Origin of the sequence: Nocardia sp. JCM 34519.1, from assembly GCF_020361265.1 — a bacterium.
In the GTDB taxonomy this organism is placed as follows: Bacteria; Actinomycetota; Actinomycetes; order Mycobacteriales; family Mycobacteriaceae; genus Nocardia; species Nocardia arthritidis_A.
In genome coordinates this window covers 67,049-84,583 of the sequence record NZ_JAIRBR010000032.1, presented here as the reverse complement: position 1 = coordinate 84,583, position 17,535 = coordinate 67,049, and the positions used below count along the sequence as shown (strand labels likewise).

The 17,535-nt window shown below is 65.7% G+C and carries 15 protein-coding genes; 7 read left to right on the top strand and 8 right to left on the bottom strand.

From position 1 onward, the window contains the following. The 4 genes from LGY53_RS41410 to LGY53_RS41395 form a co-directional block, all read left to right on the top strand. Nucleotides 1-1,974 (top strand): ATP-dependent Clp protease ATP-binding subunit (locus LGY53_RS41410; RefSeq protein ID WP_225732150.1); only part of this gene is annotated, 1,974 nt, incomplete at its 5' end. A gap of 192 nt (nt 1,975-2,166) precedes the next feature. Next, complete coding sequence (locus LGY53_RS41405) at nt 2,167-3,369, top strand: DUF6004 family protein (protein ID WP_225732149.1); 1,203 nt, start codon at nt 2,167-2,169, stop codon at nt 3,367-3,369. Nucleotides 3,370-3,510: 141 nt separating this feature from the next. After that, a complete protein-coding gene (locus tag LGY53_RS41400) occupies nt 3,511-4,374 on the top strand; it encodes a methyltransferase domain-containing protein (protein WP_225732148.1) in 864 nt (287 codons plus the stop codon). Next, entirely contained in the window at nt 4,329-5,009 is a 681-nt protein-coding gene (locus LGY53_RS41395; RefSeq protein ID WP_225732147.1) for a hypothetical protein, read from the top strand. Before LGY53_RS41400 ends, LGY53_RS41395 begins: the two co-directional genes overlap by 46 nt. Here LGY53_RS41395 and LGY53_RS41390 read toward each other — a convergent pair. Further along, the gene (locus LGY53_RS41390) at nt 4,999-6,204 is read right to left on the bottom strand and encodes a DUF885 domain-containing protein (protein ID WP_225732146.1); all 1,206 of its coding nucleotides are present in this window, start codon (nt 6,202-6,204) and stop codon (nt 4,999-5,001) included. The genes LGY53_RS41395 and LGY53_RS41390 overlap by 11 nt on opposite strands. After that, nucleotides 6,201-7,910, bottom strand: coding sequence for an ABC transporter substrate-binding protein (locus LGY53_RS41385; protein WP_225732145.1), 1,710 nt, complete (start codon nt 7,908-7,910; stop codon nt 6,201-6,203). The genes LGY53_RS41390 and LGY53_RS41385 overlap by 4 nt, the downstream gene beginning before the upstream one ends. Nucleotides 7,911-8,001: 91 nt before the next feature. Between LGY53_RS41385 and LGY53_RS41380 the strand changes: the two genes are divergently transcribed. Continuing rightward, the gene (locus tag LGY53_RS41380; protein WP_225732144.1) at nt 8,002-9,696 is read left to right on the top strand and encodes an ABC transporter substrate-binding protein; all 1,695 of its coding nucleotides are present in this window, start codon (nt 8,002-8,004) and stop codon (nt 9,694-9,696) included. Between the two features lie 125 nt (nt 9,697-9,821). Continuing rightward, entirely contained in the window at nt 9,822-10,769 is a 948-nt protein-coding gene (locus tag LGY53_RS41375; protein WP_225732143.1) for an NAD(P)/FAD-dependent oxidoreductase, read from the top strand. A 6-nt stretch (nt 10,770-10,775) separates the two neighbouring features. On the opposite strand, the gene LGY53_RS41370 is transcribed toward LGY53_RS41375, so the two are convergent. The 6 genes from LGY53_RS41370 to LGY53_RS41345 form a co-directional block, all read right to left on the bottom strand. Continuing rightward, nucleotides 10,776-11,579 carry a methyltransferase domain-containing protein gene (locus tag LGY53_RS41370; RefSeq protein WP_225732142.1) on the bottom strand — a complete coding sequence of 268 codons (804 nt, stop codon included), beginning with the start codon at nt 11,577-11,579 and terminating at the stop codon, nt 10,776-10,778. 41 nt (nt 11,580-11,620) lie between these two features. Then, complete coding sequence (locus LGY53_RS41365; protein WP_225732141.1) at nt 11,621-11,983, bottom strand: helix-turn-helix transcriptional regulator; 363 nt, start codon at nt 11,981-11,983, stop codon at nt 11,621-11,623. Nucleotides 11,984-11,989: 6 nt separating this feature from the next. Further along, complete coding sequence (locus LGY53_RS41360) at nt 11,990-12,427, bottom strand: SRPBCC domain-containing protein (protein ID WP_225732140.1); 438 nt, start codon at nt 12,425-12,427, stop codon at nt 11,990-11,992. 86 nt (nt 12,428-12,513) lie between these two features. Then, nucleotides 12,514-13,164: a PQQ-binding-like beta-propeller repeat protein gene (locus LGY53_RS41355; RefSeq protein ID WP_225732139.1), complete on the bottom strand. Its 651-nt coding sequence runs from the start codon at nt 13,162-13,164 to the stop codon at nt 12,514-12,516. A 19-nt stretch (nt 13,165-13,183) separates the two neighbouring features. After that, a complete protein-coding gene (locus LGY53_RS41350; RefSeq protein WP_225732138.1) occupies nt 13,184-14,836 on the bottom strand; it encodes an ABC transporter substrate-binding protein in 1,653 nt (550 codons plus the stop codon). Next, nucleotides 14,833-16,158: an aminotransferase class V-fold PLP-dependent enzyme gene (locus tag LGY53_RS41345; RefSeq protein ID WP_225732137.1), complete on the bottom strand. Its 1,326-nt coding sequence runs from the start codon at nt 16,156-16,158 to the stop codon at nt 14,833-14,835. The genes LGY53_RS41350 and LGY53_RS41345 overlap by 4 nt, the downstream gene beginning before the upstream one ends. 297 nt (nt 16,159-16,455) lie before the next feature. On the opposite strand from LGY53_RS41345, the gene add reads away from it, so the two are divergent. Continuing rightward, nucleotides 16,456-17,535, top strand: coding sequence for an adenosine deaminase (add, locus tag LGY53_RS41340; RefSeq protein WP_225732136.1), 1,080 nt, complete (start codon nt 16,456-16,458; stop codon nt 17,533-17,535).

The following is a 17,535-nucleotide window of genomic DNA, read 5'->3' as shown; positions in this document are numbered from 1 at the left end:
CTGACCCAGGCGGCGTTGGAGGGCAAGCTGGATCCGGTGATCGGCCGTTCGAAGGAGATCGAGCGGGTCATGCAGGTTCTCTCCCGCCGCACCAAGAACAATCCGGTGTTGATCGGTGAACCGGGTGTGGGTAAGACCGCGGTGGTGGAGGGCCTGGCGCAGCGGATCGTCAACGGTGAGGTGCCGGAGACGTTGAAGGATAAGCAGCTCTACACCCTGGATTTGGGTTCGCTGGTGGCGGGTAGCCGGTATCGCGGTGATTTCGAGGAGCGGTTGAAGAAGGTCCTCAAGGAGATCAACACTCGCGGTGACATCATTTTGTTCATCGACGAGCTGCACACCCTGGTGGGTGCGGGCGCGGCCGAAGGCGCGATCGACGCGGCCTCGATCCTGAAGCCGAAACTGGCGCGCGGTGAGTTGCAGACCATCGGCGCGACCACGCTGGATGAGTACCGCAAGTACATCGAGAAGGACGCCGCGTTGGAGCGGCGGTTCCAGCCGGTGCAGGTCGGCGAGCCGACGGTGGAGCACACGATCAACATCCTCAAGGGTCTGCGGGACCGGTATGAGGCCCATCACCGGGTGTCGATCACCGATGGCGCGCTGGTCGCGGCGGCGACGTTGGCCGACCGGTATATCAATGACCGGTTCTTGCCGGATAAGGCGATCGATTTGATCGATGAGGCGGGGGCGCGGATGCGGATCCGTCGGATGACCGCGCCGCCGGACCTGCGGGAGTTCGATGACAAGATCGCTGAGGCGCGCCGGGAGAAGGAGTCGGCGATCGATGCGCAGGACTTCGAGAAGGCCGCCCGGTTGCGGGATAAGGAAAAGCAGCTCGTCGCCAAGCGGGCCGAACGCGAGAAGCAGTGGCGTTCGGGGGATCTGGATGTGGTCGCCGAGGTCGATGACGAGCAGATCGCCGAGGTGCTGGCGAACTGGACCGGGATCCCGGTGTTCAAGCTGACCGAGGAGGAAACCACCCGGCTGCTGCGGATGGAGGATGAGCTGCACAAGCGGATCATCGGCCAGGAGGATGCGGTCAAGGCCGTGTCGAAGGCGATCCGCCGCACCCGCGCGGGGTTGAAGGACCCGAAGCGGCCGTCGGGGTCGTTCATCTTCGCCGGCCCCTCCGGTGTCGGGAAGACCGAGCTGTCCAAGGCTTTGGCGAACTTCTTGTTCGGTGATGACGACGCGTTGATCCAGATCGATATGGGTGAGTTCCACGACCGGTTCACCGCCTCCCGCCTGTTCGGCGCCCCGCCCGGGTATGTCGGGTATGAGGAGGGTGGTCAGCTCACCGAGAAGGTGCGGCGCAAGCCGTTCTCGGTGGTGTTGTTCGACGAGATCGAGAAGGCGCATCAGGAGATCTACAACACCCTGCTGCAGGTGTTGGAGGATGGCCGGTTGACCGATGGTCAGGGCCGGACGGTGGACTTCAAGAACACGGTGCTGATCTTCACCTCGAACCTGGGCACCTCCGATATCTCCAAGGCGGTCGGGTTGGGGTTCACCCAGTCCAACAACGAGGGCTCCAACTACGAGCGGATGAAGCTGAAGGTCAACGACGAGCTGAAGAAACACTTCCGGCCCGAGTTCCTCAACCGCATCGACGACGTGATCGTGTTCCACCAGCTCACCAACGACCAAATCGTCGAGATGGTGGATTTGATGATCGGCCGCGTCGCCACCCAGCTCAAGAACAAGGACATGGCGATCGAGCTCACCCCCAACGCCAAGAACCTGCTCGCCAAACGCGGTTTCGACCCCGTCCTCGGCGCCCGGCCACTGCGGCGCACCATCCAACGCGAGATCGAAGACCAACTCTCCGAAAAGATCCTCTTCGGCGAAATCGGCGCAGGCCAAACCATCACCGTCGACGTCGAAGGCTGGAACGGCGAGGCGGATCCGGACCTCATCGATGCGGCGAGATTGATATTCGGACCCAAAAGCCGGGAGACTTCGCTGACCTGATTCGAACGGAAATAAGCCGCGCAATACGGCCACGTATTGCGCGGCAAAGTCGTGTTCCGGAATTCGTACCGCCCGCAATAAATCTTGATGTTCCCCGTTATCCGGAGGCGCGCAACCATTGACGCTAGTAGGTTAAAAAACATATAGTAACTAAACCGTTAAACCAATACACAGACGCTGGAGGTGTCTGGATTGAGTTCATTCAAGGAGACTTACGAGTCGCTGAACCTGGAACCGAAGCCGATCCGTCCGCACATCCTCGCGGCCGCCACGGTGGCCTTCGGCGAGGACTACTATGCCGGACGTCGGGAGACCATCAATCTCTCCGGCTTCGTTCAGCTGAACAAGTGGCCCATGCCGGGATTCGAACATCGTGTCGACGAAAAGGGATACGCGGAATTCGAAACCGAATTGATCTCGGCTCCCGAGGTCGGCATCAAGGGCTTCAGTTACGAGTTGAACGACCGCATCCAGGTGCTGTCCAATCCGTATCTGCCCAACACCGGTCACGTACGCCAGATCACGCCCGGCAAGAACTTCCCCGCGGAGTTCAACATTCGCCGGTTCGGCATCCTGGAGTCGAGCACGCTGCGGCTGGCGCACCGCAACGTCATCGACATCAACGGCGTCGTCGACCATATTCCGCCCTTCAAGAAGCCGCTGACCGGCCCGTACCTGGGTAAGCCGCGCGGTGACGGGCCGTTCGACGTGATCGTCGGCCCGAACGTCGTGCGCGGTACCACACTGCCCGAGGCGTGGTACCCGGCCAACGACGACAACGAGCCGGTCGGCATCACCCCGAGCATGTTCTTCATGCCGAGCGCCGGACCGTGCATCTCCATGCTCGTCGATCCGTCGATGATCATGCAGGTCTCGTTGGAGGGCCGGGCCAAACTCGAGGTGGGCGGCAAGGAGGTATTCGTCGACCTGGCCGGCGATTACAAGCGGGCCGCCGGCACCGAAATCCTGCTGTTCGGACCGGAGAAGCACGACGAGGGCAACGGTGTGCTGGCCCAGATCTCGCGCATCGCGGTATCGGGTCACTGCGCCGAACTCGGCGGCCGGGTCATGCTGCGGGTGAGCTTCCCGCGGCCGTCCGGCGGCACGCTCGGTGAGGGCACCGAGGACAGCCTCAGCCGCGTTCGCTTCCCCAGCGAACTGCATATCGACACCGAGTTCGAGCTGGTGACCCCCGAGGCGACCCTCTACGCGACCAACCCGGTGCATGTATTCGGCAAGCTGGGCAGCATGGAGGCCACCGGAACCGAACTCCAGATGAACGGCGCCGACGCCGCGCTGGTCACCACCAAGGACGAGGTCAGGGCCCGGTTGACCGGTATCAACCTGGTCATGCGGGACGCGTTCGTCGGCGAGCACGCGGCCGTCAACGTCTAAGGGCGCTCATCGGGTGGTCCGCGCTTGACGCGGGCCACCCGATTGAGTTTCCTTGAAATATCCATAGCGATACGGCGTGCGCGTCGGTCCGCGGGCGGTGGCGCCGCGAACGCCGCACATCCAACACCCGGGAGGGCGTCGATGGATCAGCTGGTACTTCTCATGCATCAGGTGATGCTCGCCGACCGACCGCGTATAGCCGCCTACGATCGGGCCCTGGCCCGATCCGTCCGGCCGGGCTCGATCGTCGCCGACGTCGGCGCGGGCACCTTGGCGTTATCCCTGCTCGCGCTGAAACACGGTGCCGCACACGTGTATTCGATCGAGGCCGATCCGGAGATGGCGGCGCTGGCCGAGCGCGTCATCGCCGACAACGAGCTGAAGGAACAGATAACCCTGATCCAGGGCGACGCGCGGGCGGTTCGCCTGCCACGGCAGGCCGATGTCATCGTCTCGGAGATGATGGGCAACCTCGGCCCGGAAGAAAATATGATGCGGGTGCTCGACAGCGTGGCCCGCAAGAATCTGCGGCCGGGCGGCCAGGTGATTCCGCGCCGGTTGACCACAACGCTGGCCGCCATCGAATTCGACGACGAGGGGTGGGGCATCTGGGGCAGCGATTTCCACGGCTACCGGCTCGACGCCGTGCAGGATTTCGCCGAACCGCGCGCTCAGCTGCACTTCTTCCAACGCCTGCCGCGACTGCTGAGCGCACCGACGCCGATGGTGGACCGGCTGTCGCTGGCCATCACCCGACCGGGAAATCTGCACGCGATCATGGGCTATTTCACCGCCGATCTCACCGACGACATCTCGCTGTCGAATTACCCCTCCTATCCGGGATGCAATTGGGCGGTGTGGATTTGGCCGCTGCGGCATACCGCGGTGCGCGCCGGTGACGATGTGCGGATCGCCGTGCACCGGCCGTCGGGCGCAGCCAGATCGAGGGTGGTCACCGAATGGCGGCTCGACTGTGCGGTGGCGACAAGGGAATCGAGGGCGTGATGCCGTACTCCGTCGGGACCGTCCGCGATATTTCGGTGCACGCGCTGAAATTGTGCGGCCTCACCTGGTCTGGCGATCTCCTGTGGTTCTCCGAGGGCGTGCTGAACCAGATCATCGCGGTCGATCCGGCCAGCGGCGCGGTACAACATCAGATCCCCTGCGAGCGGATCCGATCGGATCTGACCACGCTCGGCGGGCAGCTGGTACAGGTCGCGGGCGAGGACCACGCGCTGCGGGTAATCGATCCGGCGACCGGTGACACGGTCACCGAATTGCCGAATCCCCGTCCGGGCGCGGTACTTTCGGGTCTGGAGGCGACCAAGCACGGGGTGTGGCTCGGCTATGCGGATCGCCGGTCGATCGATCTGCGCACCACCGACGGATTGCGCCTGGTCGACGCGATCCCGGTGCGGGTCGCGCCCGCGGGTGTCACCGTTTCCGATAATTATCTGGTCTATGCCGACTATCGCGGAGGCATGATCAATCTGGTCGACCTGGCGAGCAGACGCGAGGTCGCCTCCTACGATGTCGCGGGCAATCCGACCGGGCTCACCTGGGACGGGAGCCGGATCTGGTACTGCGATCACACCACGCTGCAACTGCGGGCGATCGCGGTGCCCGGCGTCAGCAGTTGAGCTCGTTCACGAGATCGAGCGGCAACAGCGGTTCCCGCAACAGCGACAGATAACGTTCGGCGACTTGATCATCCGGTCCGGCGGCCAGCCACGCGCCGACCAGTCGCGCACCCTCGATATAGGTGACCGCGTATGCGCGCCACAGCGGATCGGTCAGGAAACTCACCATATGCTCGGCTCGATCGCGGGGGAGCAGCAGCCAGTGCTCGAGATAGTCGGTGACCTCGTCGATATCCGCCCCGCGGTCGTGCAGCATGATCAGCGCGTCCTGACGCGCGGGTAGCAGCCGCCTGATCAGGGGCATGATCCGCTCGGTCAGCTCGCCCTCGTGGTAGATCCCTTCGGCCGCAAGAATTTTCGCCGTCCAGTCGCCCCAGCCCCGACCCAGTACGGCGGTGAGCGCGAGTTCGGCGGCGCCCTCGGAGATCAGGCACTGCGGCGTATTCACCAGGGAGATCAGCTGTTCGGCGTGTCCGCGCTCGCGTACCAGACCGGCCTCCTTGACGCAGTGGTCGGTGTGATGGCCGGGATAGGCCTCATGGGTCACGAGGGTCGGCAGGGCGCCGATGGCGCGGCCCGCACCGTCGTTCAGCGCGACCTTCGAGTGGAAATCGCCGAGGTACCGGTTGAACGCATTCCACGGTTTCCCGTGCACCACTTCGTAATCGACGCGTTCCCCGGCGGGTAGGCCGAACATCGGGCGGGCGAGCAGACGCAACTCGTCGGAGACCGCCTGGACCGCGCGCCGCATGCGGGCCGGGGGAATGGTGTTGCGCGCGTAGTACGCGTCGAGTCGCGCCGCGAGCCCACCGCTGCCCGGCAGTAGCTCGGCGATCGAATCATGAACGGCCGCATATTCTTCCGGATCGCCGAGGGTGATCTCGACCTGGAAGTAGCGGTGAACCTCCTGCAGGAAGGGCGTTTTCGCGCCCGCCAGCCGAGCCGCGGCGCACTCCAGGGCCGTGAGCTGCGCGCACAGGAACCGCTGGCGTGCGGCCGCCAGCCCCGAATCGGGTAGCTCGGCGCGCAATCCGGCCGCCTGCGCGGCCAGTTCGCGCGGATCGGCGGCGGGCTCCCCGTCCACCTGACGCGTCAGCCGGATATCGCCGAACCAGCTGTCCACGAATCCGTCGACGAGTTTGCCGAGGCGCAGGCCGAGCAGCAGATAGTCGCGGACGATCGGCTCGTAACTCATTCGGCCGGGTCGAGCCAGAGGTTGGACAGATCGAACCAGCGATCGATGGTCGGCATCGCGATGGCGTTGCGCACCCGGGCGCCGCGCAGGTGCGGAATGGTCGGCGCGTGCACCAGGATCGGCACGATGGCCGCGTCCCGCATCACCTGCTGATCCACCGCGTGCCATGCCGCGTGCGCGCGTGCGGGATCGGTGGCGGAGAGGGCCTCGTCGATCATCCGGTCCACGGCGGGATTGCTATAGCAGCCGTAATTGCCGGTGCCGCGCACCTCATTGGTCTGGAACATCGGTTGCAGGAAGGCGCGGCCATTGTTGCCGAACCAATCCGGCGTCCACGCGGGCGCCGAAATATCCCAGGCGCCCGCGTGGGCATTGGCCGGATCGCGCAGGAACGGATAGTAGTGGGCGTGACCCATCGCGATGAGCCGCAGCGTGATCCCGATTTTCGCGAGATCGATCGCAAGCGACTGGGCGACTTCGGGATTCGCGTCCACATCCCGGTGCACCATCGTCAAGGTCAGCCCGACCGGGTAGCCCGCCTCGGCGAGGAGCGTGCGAGCCAATTCGGGATCGCCTCGATCGTCCGGTGTCGCGTACAGGTCGAAATCCTCGTAGCCGTAATTTCCGGGCGGGATCGCCGAACGGGCCGGCCACATCACCGTGCCGACACTCAATTCGTCGAAGATGGCGACCATCGCCCTCTTGTCGACCGCGTACGAGATCGCCTGGCGCACTTCGCGTTTACCCATGGCGCCGGCGGCGTTGGGGCTGACCGTATTGAATACGAGGTACGGGTTCAGCGCGTAGCCGAGGTTGTTGCCCGGGTCGGCCGGGCTGACATCGTAGGGTTCGGTGACCGGGGATGCCCAGGAAAGATCGGCCGCCCCGGAGTTGATCACGGCACCGACCTGCTCGGGTGTCGCCAGCTCCATGGTGATCTCGACGCCGTCGATGTATTGGTGGCGGACCGGATCCGTCTCCTGTCGCCACGACGGATTGCGCGTCATGCGCAATTCCTTGCCGTGGACGTAGTGGCTGAGCCGGTAGGGTCCGAGCGAGCGGATGTTGCGCCGGAATTGGGGGCTGTCCGGGATGAATTCGTCGTATTCGGCCGGTGCGGGGGAGGCGAACATCATCGACAGGATATGAATGAAATCGAGGGCGGGCCTGGTCAATTCGAAGACCAGGGTGTGCTCGTCCACCGCGGTGATGCCGGGTATGTCGCGGGAATTCTGGAAGCGCGCGAGTTCGGCGGCGCTCGGATCGTGGGATACCGCGGCGGCGTAGTCGTCGCAGTATTCGGCCATGCCTTTGATGGTGCTGGTGTAGTAGTGGATCGCCCCGGCCCGCAGCACCGGATTGCACATCCGCTTGAAGCCGCGCACGAAATCCGCCGCCGTCACCGGGCGCTCCGGGGTGGTGTCCCAGTTGACATCGCGGCGTAGCCGGATGGTGTATGTCAGCTGGTCGCGGCTCAGCCCGCCGTTGGCGACGGTGGGAATCTCGAGTGCGACATCGGGTACCGGCGTCACCTGCGTCCAGTCGTGCAGGCGGGCCACCGGCCGATAGGTGAACAGCTGCCGCGTGTACAGCCGGATGATCTGGCCGGAGAGCATGTAATAGGAACTCGCCGGATCGACGTGATCCATACTGCCCGGACCGAACAGTCGCAGGATGCCGCCGTATCGGGGTCGATCACCGCTCATTGCTCCGACCTCCATTTTCTCGTTGCTCTATGTCACTATATGTAATGTAAGTAGTATTTGTCCCGGAAAGCGGAGGGTGACGGTGCGGAAGATGATGCGTGAGCCGGCGAGTTCGGCTGATCGCCGGAGGCCGCGCCGCGGCGGCACGTTCACCATGGTCGGGGGCGGCGACGTCGACCATCTCGATCCCGCGCTGGCGTATCACACGGCGACCCGCGGCATCGTCCGCGCCTACACCCGGCAACTCGTCGGATATGTCGCGAGCCGGAATCGGGAGGAGGCGGGCAAACTCGTCGCCGACCTCGCGACCGAGGTTCCGACGGTGGCCAACGGCCGGATCCGCGCGGGCGGCACCGAGTACCGGTTCACCCTGCGCGAGGGCCTGCGCTGGTGGACGTCGTCGGGCGTGCGCGCGCTGACGGCGAACGATGTGGTCCGGGGTATCAAGCGCCTGGCCCATCCGCTCGCGAGCAGTCCCGGGCTGGCCTACTACCTCGACACGATTCAGGGAATGAGCGAATTCCGCGATCGGCTCGCGGCCGCGCCACCGGCGGCCGTCGCCGAGCTGCTCGACCGGTCCGAGGTGAGTGGTGTTCGCGCACAAGGGGATTCGGAAATTCTCTTTACCACCCGATATCCGGCCGCCGATTTCCTCAACATGCTGGCACTGCCGTTCGCCACTCCGGCGCCGCCGGAGTACCTGCCTTTCGTGCCGGGCAGCAGGGAGTTCGAGGGCGTGCTCGCCTCGAACGGGCCCTATCGGGTCGTGCGGCACCTTCCCGGTGATTCGATTGTGCTGGAACGGAATTCGGCATGGGATCCGGCATCGGACGAGCTGCGCTCGGCCTATGTCGACCGGATCGTGGTCCGGCAAGGGCTTTCCGAGCGAGGAGCGCACGATCTTGTCGCGGCCGGCGAGGCGGATATGCTGTGGGATATCCAACCGCTCACCGAAGAGCTGCCGAAGCTGCTCGAAACCGGCGATTCGCGGCTGGAGGTATATCCCGCCGGACTGTTGAGCCCCTATATCGTCGTCAATTTCGCGAGTCCGGCCGTGGCGGACCGGGACGTCCGGATCGCCCTGCACTACGCGGTGGACAAGGCCGCGGTGTCGCGGGTGTGGGGTGGTCCGCGGCTGAACGATATCGCCGACCAGATTCTGCCCCCGCTGTGCACGGCGCACCGGGAGTTCCATCCCTACGGCACCGCGGGCGGTCGCGGCGATCCGGACAAGGCCCGGAAGCTGCTGGCACGGGCGGGTTATCCGGATGGGCTCACGCTGCGGCTGCTCTTCCGCGATCGCGATATCCATCCGGAGACCGCGGCGGTGGTCAAGGCCGCGCTGGCCCGAGCGGGCATCCGGGTCGAGCTGGTGGGCGTGTCGATCAACGAGCTCTTCTCGGAGTATTTCAGCCCGGCCGGGCAGCACCGCTGGGATATCGCGCTGACCGGCTGGGAGCCGGACTGGTATGGCAACAACGCCAGAACATATCTGCAAGCGCTGTTCGACAGCAGGGGTGTGCGCGAGAACGGCGACTGGGGTTCGAATTTCGGCCACTACCACAGCGCGAAGGTGAACGACCTGCTGGCGGCGGCGCTGACGGCGGACGAGACGCGGGCCGCGGCGCTGTTCCGCGAGGTGGAGGCCGAGGTGCTGGGGGACGGCGCGGTGGTGCCGATCCTCTTCGCGCACCAATACTGGTTCCATGCCGAGCGGGTGCGGAATTGGCTTCCGTATCCGGTACTCAACGGGGATCTGACCAATCTGTGGTTGACCGACGAGTGACGCCGCGCCGGCGCCGTCCACCTCACCCGGCGTATCGCGAAACCTTCTGCCGCACAACGCGATGCATTCCGCGAGCAGAATGCTACTGTCTCATATAACCAGGTGATCATTGTGGGGAGGCCGCTGTGACGATTCAGGACACCGAATACGACGTGGTTGTCGTCGGTGGCGGCGCGGCGGGATTGGGCGGTGCCCTGATGCTGGCCAGAGCGCGGTATTCGGTAGCGGTCGTGGACAGCGGAGAACCGCGGAACGCGCCCGCCGCGCATATGCACGGGTACCTCACCCGGGATGGCATGGCACCGGGGGAGTTCCTGGCGGTCGGTCACGCCGAAGTGCGGGGGTACGGCGTCGAATTCGTCACCGGTGCGGCGACGGCGGTGACTGTCTCGGACGGGATCGTGCGCGTCGAGCTGGCCGACGGCCGCACGATTCGCGGTCGCCGCGCACTCGTCGCGACCGGACTCACCGACGAGCTGCCGGAACTGCCCGGACTCGCCGAACGGTGGGGCCGTGACGTGCTGCACTGTCCGTTCTGCCACGGCTGGGAGATCCGCGATCAGGTCATCGGCGTGCTGTCCACCACCCCGATGGCGCTGCATCAGGCCATGTTGTTCCGGCAGTGGTCGGCGAAACTGCGGTTCCTCCAGCACACCGGGCCCGCGCTGACCGAGGCCGAGACGGCGGAGTTGGCCGCCCGCGATATCGAGATCATCGCGGGCGAGGTGACGTCCGTGCAGGTCACCGACGATCGCCTGACCGGTGTGCAGCTGCGCGGTGGCGCGGTGATCGAAATGGAAGCGCTGGTCATCGGTCCACGCTTCACCGCGCACGGCGACCTGCTCGCTTCGGCCGGGCTCACGCCCTCCCCGCACCCGAGCGGAATCGGTGACTACATCGCCGCCGACCCCACGGGTCGCACCGAGGCGCCGGGTGTCTGGGTGGCGGGCAATGTCGCCGATCCGGCCAAGCAGCTGCTCGGCGCGGCGGCGATGGGTGCGGAGACCGCGGTCGCGATGATCGCCGACCTCATCGAGGAAGATGTGCGCACCGCGGTCGCCGCCCGATCGTAGGCGCCCCTAGGGCTTTCGGCACACGATGAGGTAATAGCCGATCTTTTCGCGGCAGAGTTCGAACATGGTCGTCATACCGGATGTGAAGGCGTCGATGCGCTCCAGCCCGTAGGCGGCGATCAGATCGTCGCGTTGGTCCGCGAGTCTTTTCAGGAATTCGTCATAGAACCTGCGCACCTGATCGGTGCAGTCGCGCTCCTCCAACACCTGGAATCCGGCCGAGATCGCCGGTGCCACAGCGGCTTCCATGCTGGTCGGCGGGTCGGTGACGGTATTCGCGCGCAGAATCTCCGCCTGCTCCGGGCTGACCGGCGCGATCAGTGGATATTCCGAGTAGGCGAATCGGCTACCCGGTCGCAGCACCCGGAATATCTCGGCACACCATTTCCGCTTATCGGCGGCATTTGGCAGTGAATCGAAGGCGATCGCGGCATCGAATTCACCGTTCGGGAACGGTAGTGCGGCGGCGTCCGCTTTGACGATCGAAATCTTGTCGGACAAACCCGAGGCGGCGACATTCGCGGCCGCCGCCGCGACCTCCCACTCGCTGACCGTGACGCCGGTGACCGAGATATCGAGGCGACGGGTGAGGCCGATCGCGGGTTCGGCGACGCCGCAGCCGACATCGAGGAGACGCTGTCCCGGATCCAGCGCGATCCGCTCGGCGATCATCCAGGTCAGCCTGGTCATGGCGACGAGAAAGGGTGTCTGGTCGCGATCGTCGTCCCAGTACCCGAGGTGCAGATTGCCGCCGACGAGCCGCTCGAGCTCACCGACGTTGTCATAGTACTCGGCGACTTCGTCGGTCATCTCGAGCCTCCCAGAAATCAGGATATAAATTTGTAGTGAGTTTAACCGACGGGGCGACTCTTTCGAGGCTGTTCCGAGGATCCCTCCTCGGCGGCACGTTTGATCGCGGTCAGGCGGCGTTCCCAGCGGCCGGCCAGTTCGGCCAGCCAGCGAGCGGATTCGTTCAGTGGGTCCGGGCTGACCCGGTAAAGCACCTCACGCCCCGCTCGCTTACCGGTGACCAGGCCCGCATCCTCCAAGACGGTCAGATGTTTGACCACCGCCTGCCGCGAAACCGGCAGGCGGCCGGCGAGTGTGGTCGCGCTGGCCGTTCCCGCCTCGGCCAGGTTGTCGAGCAGCAGGCGCCGGGTCGGATCGGCGAGCGCGACGAGTACTGCGCCGATGGTGGACTGGTCGGTGATCACGCCGAACTACTCGGCGCTGGCTTTGAGCACGCCGAGCTGCATTTTCCAGCCGTCGACATTGCCGTCGAAGGCCTTGGTGCGGTCCTCGTCGGACATGTTGAGTGCGGCGAAGCCGCTCTCGGTCACCCGCAGCCGGGTGCCGCCGTCTCGCTCGGCCAGCCGGAACTCCACCAGCGTCGAATTGCCCTCGCCCGGCAGCGCGCCGGGGAAGGAGGACGCCCACCGGTAGGAGATGTAGTGCGGCGGCTCCATCGCCTCCACCCGGACCGGGAAACGTCCGTACTTGGGGTCCTCGATGATCTCGAAATCACCTTCACGCCAACGGTTCTGACCGGATCGGTCGCCGTCGCCGACCCACCAGCCGGGGTCGGTCACCAGCTCCCACACCCGCGCGACGGATGCGTCGATATCCACTTCGTGCTCGATCTTGTCGGCTGCGCTCACCGGATTTCTCCTCTCCGAACTACCTGACACTGTGCGATCAGAATGCGCGCTTCGCGCCCAAAGTGCAACCCTAGGGTTGCACGTGTTCACTGCCTGCCGAGTGCCGCGTCGAGCTCGACGGCGCGCAGGCGGCGCGCGGGGAAGTCGCAATACCAGAGGTAGCGGCCGTCCCAGGTGAGTCCGGTCGGGCGGCCGGGAACGCGGAAAGCACCAACGGGCGCACCGGTTTTCGCGTCTATCGCGCGTAACGTCGCGTCGTCGAAATCGCCGTGGATGACCATGCCGTCGGCATAGGTGAGGCCGGACGGGGAGGCGCCGCCGGTCGGGTATTCGCGTTCGATCTCCATGGTTTCGTAGTCGCGCAGCTGCACCACGGTCGGTCCGCGCAGGCACATCCACAGCCCGTCCGGCCCGAATTCGACGCCGGTGAGCCGCCCGCTCGGCGGGCGCACCGGCAGCTCGCCCTCGGCTTCGCCGGTTTCGGGGTCGATGAGCAGCAGGCGTTTCGGATGCCCGCCGACCTGGAGCAGCCGATTGCCGTCCCAGGTGAGATCCGCACGCACGCGAGCGCAGCTCAGCGTTCGGGTCACCGCGCCGTTGGCCGGATCGATGGCGAAGATGCGCCGCGCGTTCTGATCGGAGTGCCATAACCGCGAACCGTCCCAGGTGAGTCCGCACAGGTAATCGGCCGGTGCGGGAAGGGTTTTGACGCTCGGTACGATATCGCTGAGGGTCATCTCGGCCTCCCTTTTCTGGTCAGTACGGGGCGAGCCACAGGGTGGCCAGGTCGATCGTGTGGCCGAGGGTGGGGAGTACGGCGGCGTAGCTGATTCGGTGGGCGGCCAGTTCTCGCGTGGTGGGGACCTCGAACAGGATCGGCACGATGGGCGCGTCGGCGAGCGCGACACGCTCCGCCTTGCGCCAGGCCGCGGCGGCCGATTCGTATCGCTCGGCGGTCAGTGCCTGTTCGATCAACGCGTCCACTTCGGGATTGTGGTAGCCGCCGTAGTTGGCGCTCGCGCCGGAACCGAACAGCGGCTGCACGAAGACCCGGCCGTTGTGCTGCGGCCAGGTCGGGGCCCACGCGGCGAGCGCGATATCCCAATCCGTGCTCCGCGCAGGATCTTTCAGCAGTTCGAGGTGGGCCGATTCCGGCAATTCGATGGACCGCACCGTGATCGCGGCCGCGGCCAGGCTAGCGGTGTAGCACCGCGCGATCGCTCGGGCGCGCTCGGTTGCCGGGTGGATCGCGGTGAGGGTCAAGCCGTTCGGATAGCCCGCGGCGGCGAGCATTGCCGCGCATCTGGCCGGATCGCCGCGATTGCCCTGTGTCGCATAAGGATCGAGATCCTGATGGCCGTCGTTGCGCGGCGGGATGGCCGAGCCCGCGATGCGGATCGCGGAGCCGTCGCCGGCGACCGCCCTGGCGATGGCCGACTTGTCTATCGCATACGAGATCGCCTGGCGCACGGTCACTTCGCGCAGCGCATCGGCTCCTCGCGTGTTGAAGACGAGGTAGGGATCGAGTGCGAATCCGAGATCGTGGTCCAAAGGTGTTGCGGGATCGTCGATCCGGACCCCCCATGCCAGATCCGTCCGGTCCGTTCGGATCCGGTCCGCCACGGCACCGGCCGGGACCGATTCCGCGACGACCTCCACTGCATCGAGATATTGCACCCGGATCGGGTCGGTTTCCCGGCGCCACACCGGGTTGCGGACCAGGCGCAATTCCCGCCCTGGATCGAAGGCAACCGGACGATACGGCCCGGTGGACCGGATGTTGCGGCACAGTTCGAGGCTTCCCGGCAGGAACTCGTCGTATTCGATCGGCGCGGGCGAGGCGCAGGACAACGCCAGCATATCGATGAAATCCAGTGCGGGCCTGCGCAGTTCGAATACCAGAGTCCGGTCGTCGAGTACCAGCAGACCCGGAATGTCATGGGAGTTCTGGTATTCGGACAGGGCGCGTGCGGTCGGTTCGGCGCTGGCGAACGCGGCGGCGTAACCGCGGCAGAACTCGGCCATCCCCCTGATGGTGTCGGTGAAATAGGTCAGCAGGGTGGACCGGCGCAGTGGGTTGCCGAGCCGCTTGAAGCCGCGGACCACATCGTGGGTGGTGACGGGGCGCGCGGGGGTGCTGTCCCAGTAAACATCTGGCCGCAGGTGCACAACGTAACTCGTATAGCTCGCGCCCATTCCGGCGTTGTAGATCGACGGGATCTCGGTCGCCAGATCGGGCGTCGGCACGACGGCCTGCCAGTTCCGCAGGTCGTGCTGCGCGTGGTAGGTGAACAGCTGCCGGGCGAAGAGCCGGGTGATCCGATCGATCGGGCCCGCGTGCGAGCACACCGGATCCAGCTGGTCGAGCGCGCCGGGACCGTACAGACGCAGCGTGTTCTGCTCCGTCACGACATCTCCTCGGCGAGCCGGGCCATGATGCCGACGGCCTTATCGATATCGTCCTGGTCGTTGAAGATATGTGTCGTGATACGGGAGGCGTAGTGCTGATGCGGCGACCCGGCGACGTCGAATTCGGTCCACCTGGTGAAGAGCCGATGCTCGCGCTGTAGTCGCATGGTGAATTCGTGAATCTTCTTGACGTTCCACGCATCTTCGCGGCGGCGGAACGGATGGAAGGCGATGAGCGGTGACCGCAGCCGGGGGTCGGCGCCGGGGGAGTACATCGCCTCCCGCCCGAACCGTTCGGCGACGGCGTCGCGGGCGTATTCGGCGAGGGCCATGATCCGGCGTTCGATCCGGTCGCGGCCGATCTCGTCCCACATATCGCAGGCGGCGGCGAGTGCGGCGCCGCGCGCGATGCTCGCGCTGCCCGCGCTCTGCAGGTAGTCGCCGATATTGTCGCTCTCGACGCCGGTTCTGGTGCGCGGCGGCGGGCTGCCCTTCATCGGGTACCAGGTGGAGATGATCGGCCAGAATGTCGGCAGCGGCAGTGGATTGTGTTCCGGATGAATCTTGTTGCGCACGTAGAGAAGTCCGGTGCCGAGCGGGCCACACTGGAATTTGGAGCCGGAGCAGGAGATGAAGTCGGCGCCGATCGCGCGCATATCCAGATCGAGCATGCCGGGCAGCAGCGCGCCGTCGATCACCGTGATCAGCCCGTGCCGGTGCGCGAGTTCGCACAGCGCGCGCATTGGGAGTCTGGTACCGGTGAACAACGTGATCCCGGCGAAGGCAAGGACTTTCGTGCGCGGTGTGATCGCCGCCGCGAACAGGTCGACGATCTCCTCGGCGCGCGCGTCGTAACCGGTCGGCAGGGTGATCGTGCGCAGCGTGATGCCGAAACGGTTCCGCAGCAGGTTGAAGTTGGACAGCACCGAGTAGCACTCGTGCGTGGTGGTGACGACCTCGTCGCCGGCGTGCAGATCCAGACCGTGGATGACCCGCGCGACGCCTTCGGTCGCGTTGTGGGTGATCACCATTTCGTCCTGGTCGACCCCGTAGGCGTGGGCGATGGTGGCCCGATGGTCCGGGTACATCCCCGGCGGATACACGTCACCGATGCCGCCGGCCCACTGCCTGGTCACCCGGTCGACGGTGTCGAGTACGGCATAGGGCATGACGCCGACGGTGCCGGTGTTGAGATGGATGGCCGCCGGATCCAGTGCGAACAACCGGCGGATTTCGGCCCACGACGCGGTGCGCAGGCTCGACGGCGGTTCGGCGGTCATCGTGCCCGCCGGATACGAGAGGGAATCGACAGCGCCGTTCACGGGAACCTCTTCCACGATGCGACTCGGCCGTTCGAGCCGGTGACCTCCGTCCATGGCCGGCCGATCAGCGGGCTTCCATGGACGTGCAACTAGCTACAGATTACATACGTATTCTACGTGTGTGGAGGTTGCCGATGGCAAGGGGTCGTCCAAATGCAGGGTCCAAGCGGTCGGATTGCGCGCTCTCGCGGATCTAGCTTTAAAAAGCTATTGTTGATGTTGCGGAGGATTGCGGGAGCCGGGCCGGTTCGTCGCACCGCGAGATCTCGTACGCCGTTGCCACTCAGGGGGATCCGGATGGTTTTCACCGATTCCCCTGACGGACGAGGGCAGCTCGCCGACGATGCGTCGGCGGCGCTGCTCGCATCCCTGCCGAAGGTGGAATTGCATGTGCACCTGCTCGGTTCGGCCGCGGTGGATACCGTCGCCGAGCTGGCCGCATGCCGACCGGAGGCAGGGGTGCCCGCCGATCCGGACGAACTGCGCCGGTACTTCCGGTTCACCGATTTCGCGCATTTCCTCGCGGTGTATACCGCGCTCAACAGATTGGTGACCAGTGGATCGGCGATCGTGGCGCTGGTGTGCGGCCTCGGCGAGCAGCTTGCGGCCGATAACGTCCGGTACGCGGAGGTGACGGTCACCCCGCTGTCGCACCTGCGCGTGGGTATTCCGGATGACGAACTCGCGCAGGCGCTTTCGGCGGGCCGCCGACTCGTCGCCGAACGTCACGGCATTCACCTGAACTGGATATTCGACGTAGCCGCCGATGACGGCGCCGCCGGAGCGTTCGCCACCCTGGACTGGATACTGCGGCAGCAGCCGGACGGCGCGGTGGGTTTCGGGCTCGGCGGCCCGGAGGCGGGCGCGCCCCGGCGGCTGTTCCGCGCCGCGTTCGCCAAGGCGAGGGCGAACGGGCTGCATGCCGTTCCGCATGCCGGGGAAACCTCCGATGCCGACGAAATCTGGTCGGCCGCTTGTGATCTCGGGGCGGAGCGGATCGGGCACGGCATTCGCGCGGTCGGCGACCGCGCGCTGCTCGACCATCTGGCGGATCGGGGGATCACCCTCGAGGTCTGCCCGTCGTCGAATGTGTGCACCGGCGCGGTGCCGGGCATCGGCGAGCATCCGCTGCCCGCACTGCTCGCCGCCGGTGTCCCGATCACGCTCGGCAGCGACGATCCCGCGCTGTTCGCCACCTCGCTGAACCGCGAATATCGGCTCTGCCATGAGGAATTCGATATTCCGCCGACCGGCCTGTTCGACATCGTCGCGTCCGGGATCGACGCCGCGTTCTGCCCGCCATGGCTGGCGCGGGACCTGCACCGCGACCTCGCACAGGCGCGTCAGAGTTTCGATCGGCAACAGAGAGTGGGGTGA

Coding starts and splice junctions, on each gene's coding strand:
- LGY53_RS41400 (WP_225732148.1), top strand. CDS start 3,511: ATGGATCAGCTGGTACTTCTCATGCATCAGGTGATGCTCGCCGACCGA.
- LGY53_RS41390 (WP_225732146.1), bottom strand. CDS start 6,204: ATGAGTTACGAGCCGATCGTCCGCGACTATCTGCTGCTCGGCCTGCGC.
- LGY53_RS41370 (WP_225732142.1), bottom strand. CDS start 11,579: ATGACCGACGAAGTCGCCGAGTACTATGACAACGTCGGTGAGCTCGAG.
- LGY53_RS41385 (WP_225732145.1), bottom strand. CDS start 7,910: ATGAGCGGTGATCGACCCCGATACGGCGGCATCCTGCGACTGTTCGGT.
- LGY53_RS41380 (WP_225732144.1), top strand. CDS start 8,002: ATGATGCGTGAGCCGGCGAGTTCGGCTGATCGCCGGAGGCCGCGCCGC.
- LGY53_RS41395 (WP_225732147.1), top strand. CDS start 4,329: ATGGCGGCTCGACTGTGCGGTGGCGACAAGGGAATCGAGGGCGTGATG.
- add (WP_225732136.1), top strand. CDS start 16,456: ATGGTTTTCACCGATTCCCCTGACGGACGAGGGCAGCTCGCCGACGAT.
- LGY53_RS41355 (WP_225732139.1), bottom strand. CDS start 13,164: ATGACCCTCAGCGATATCGTACCGAGCGTCAAAACCCTTCCCGCACCG.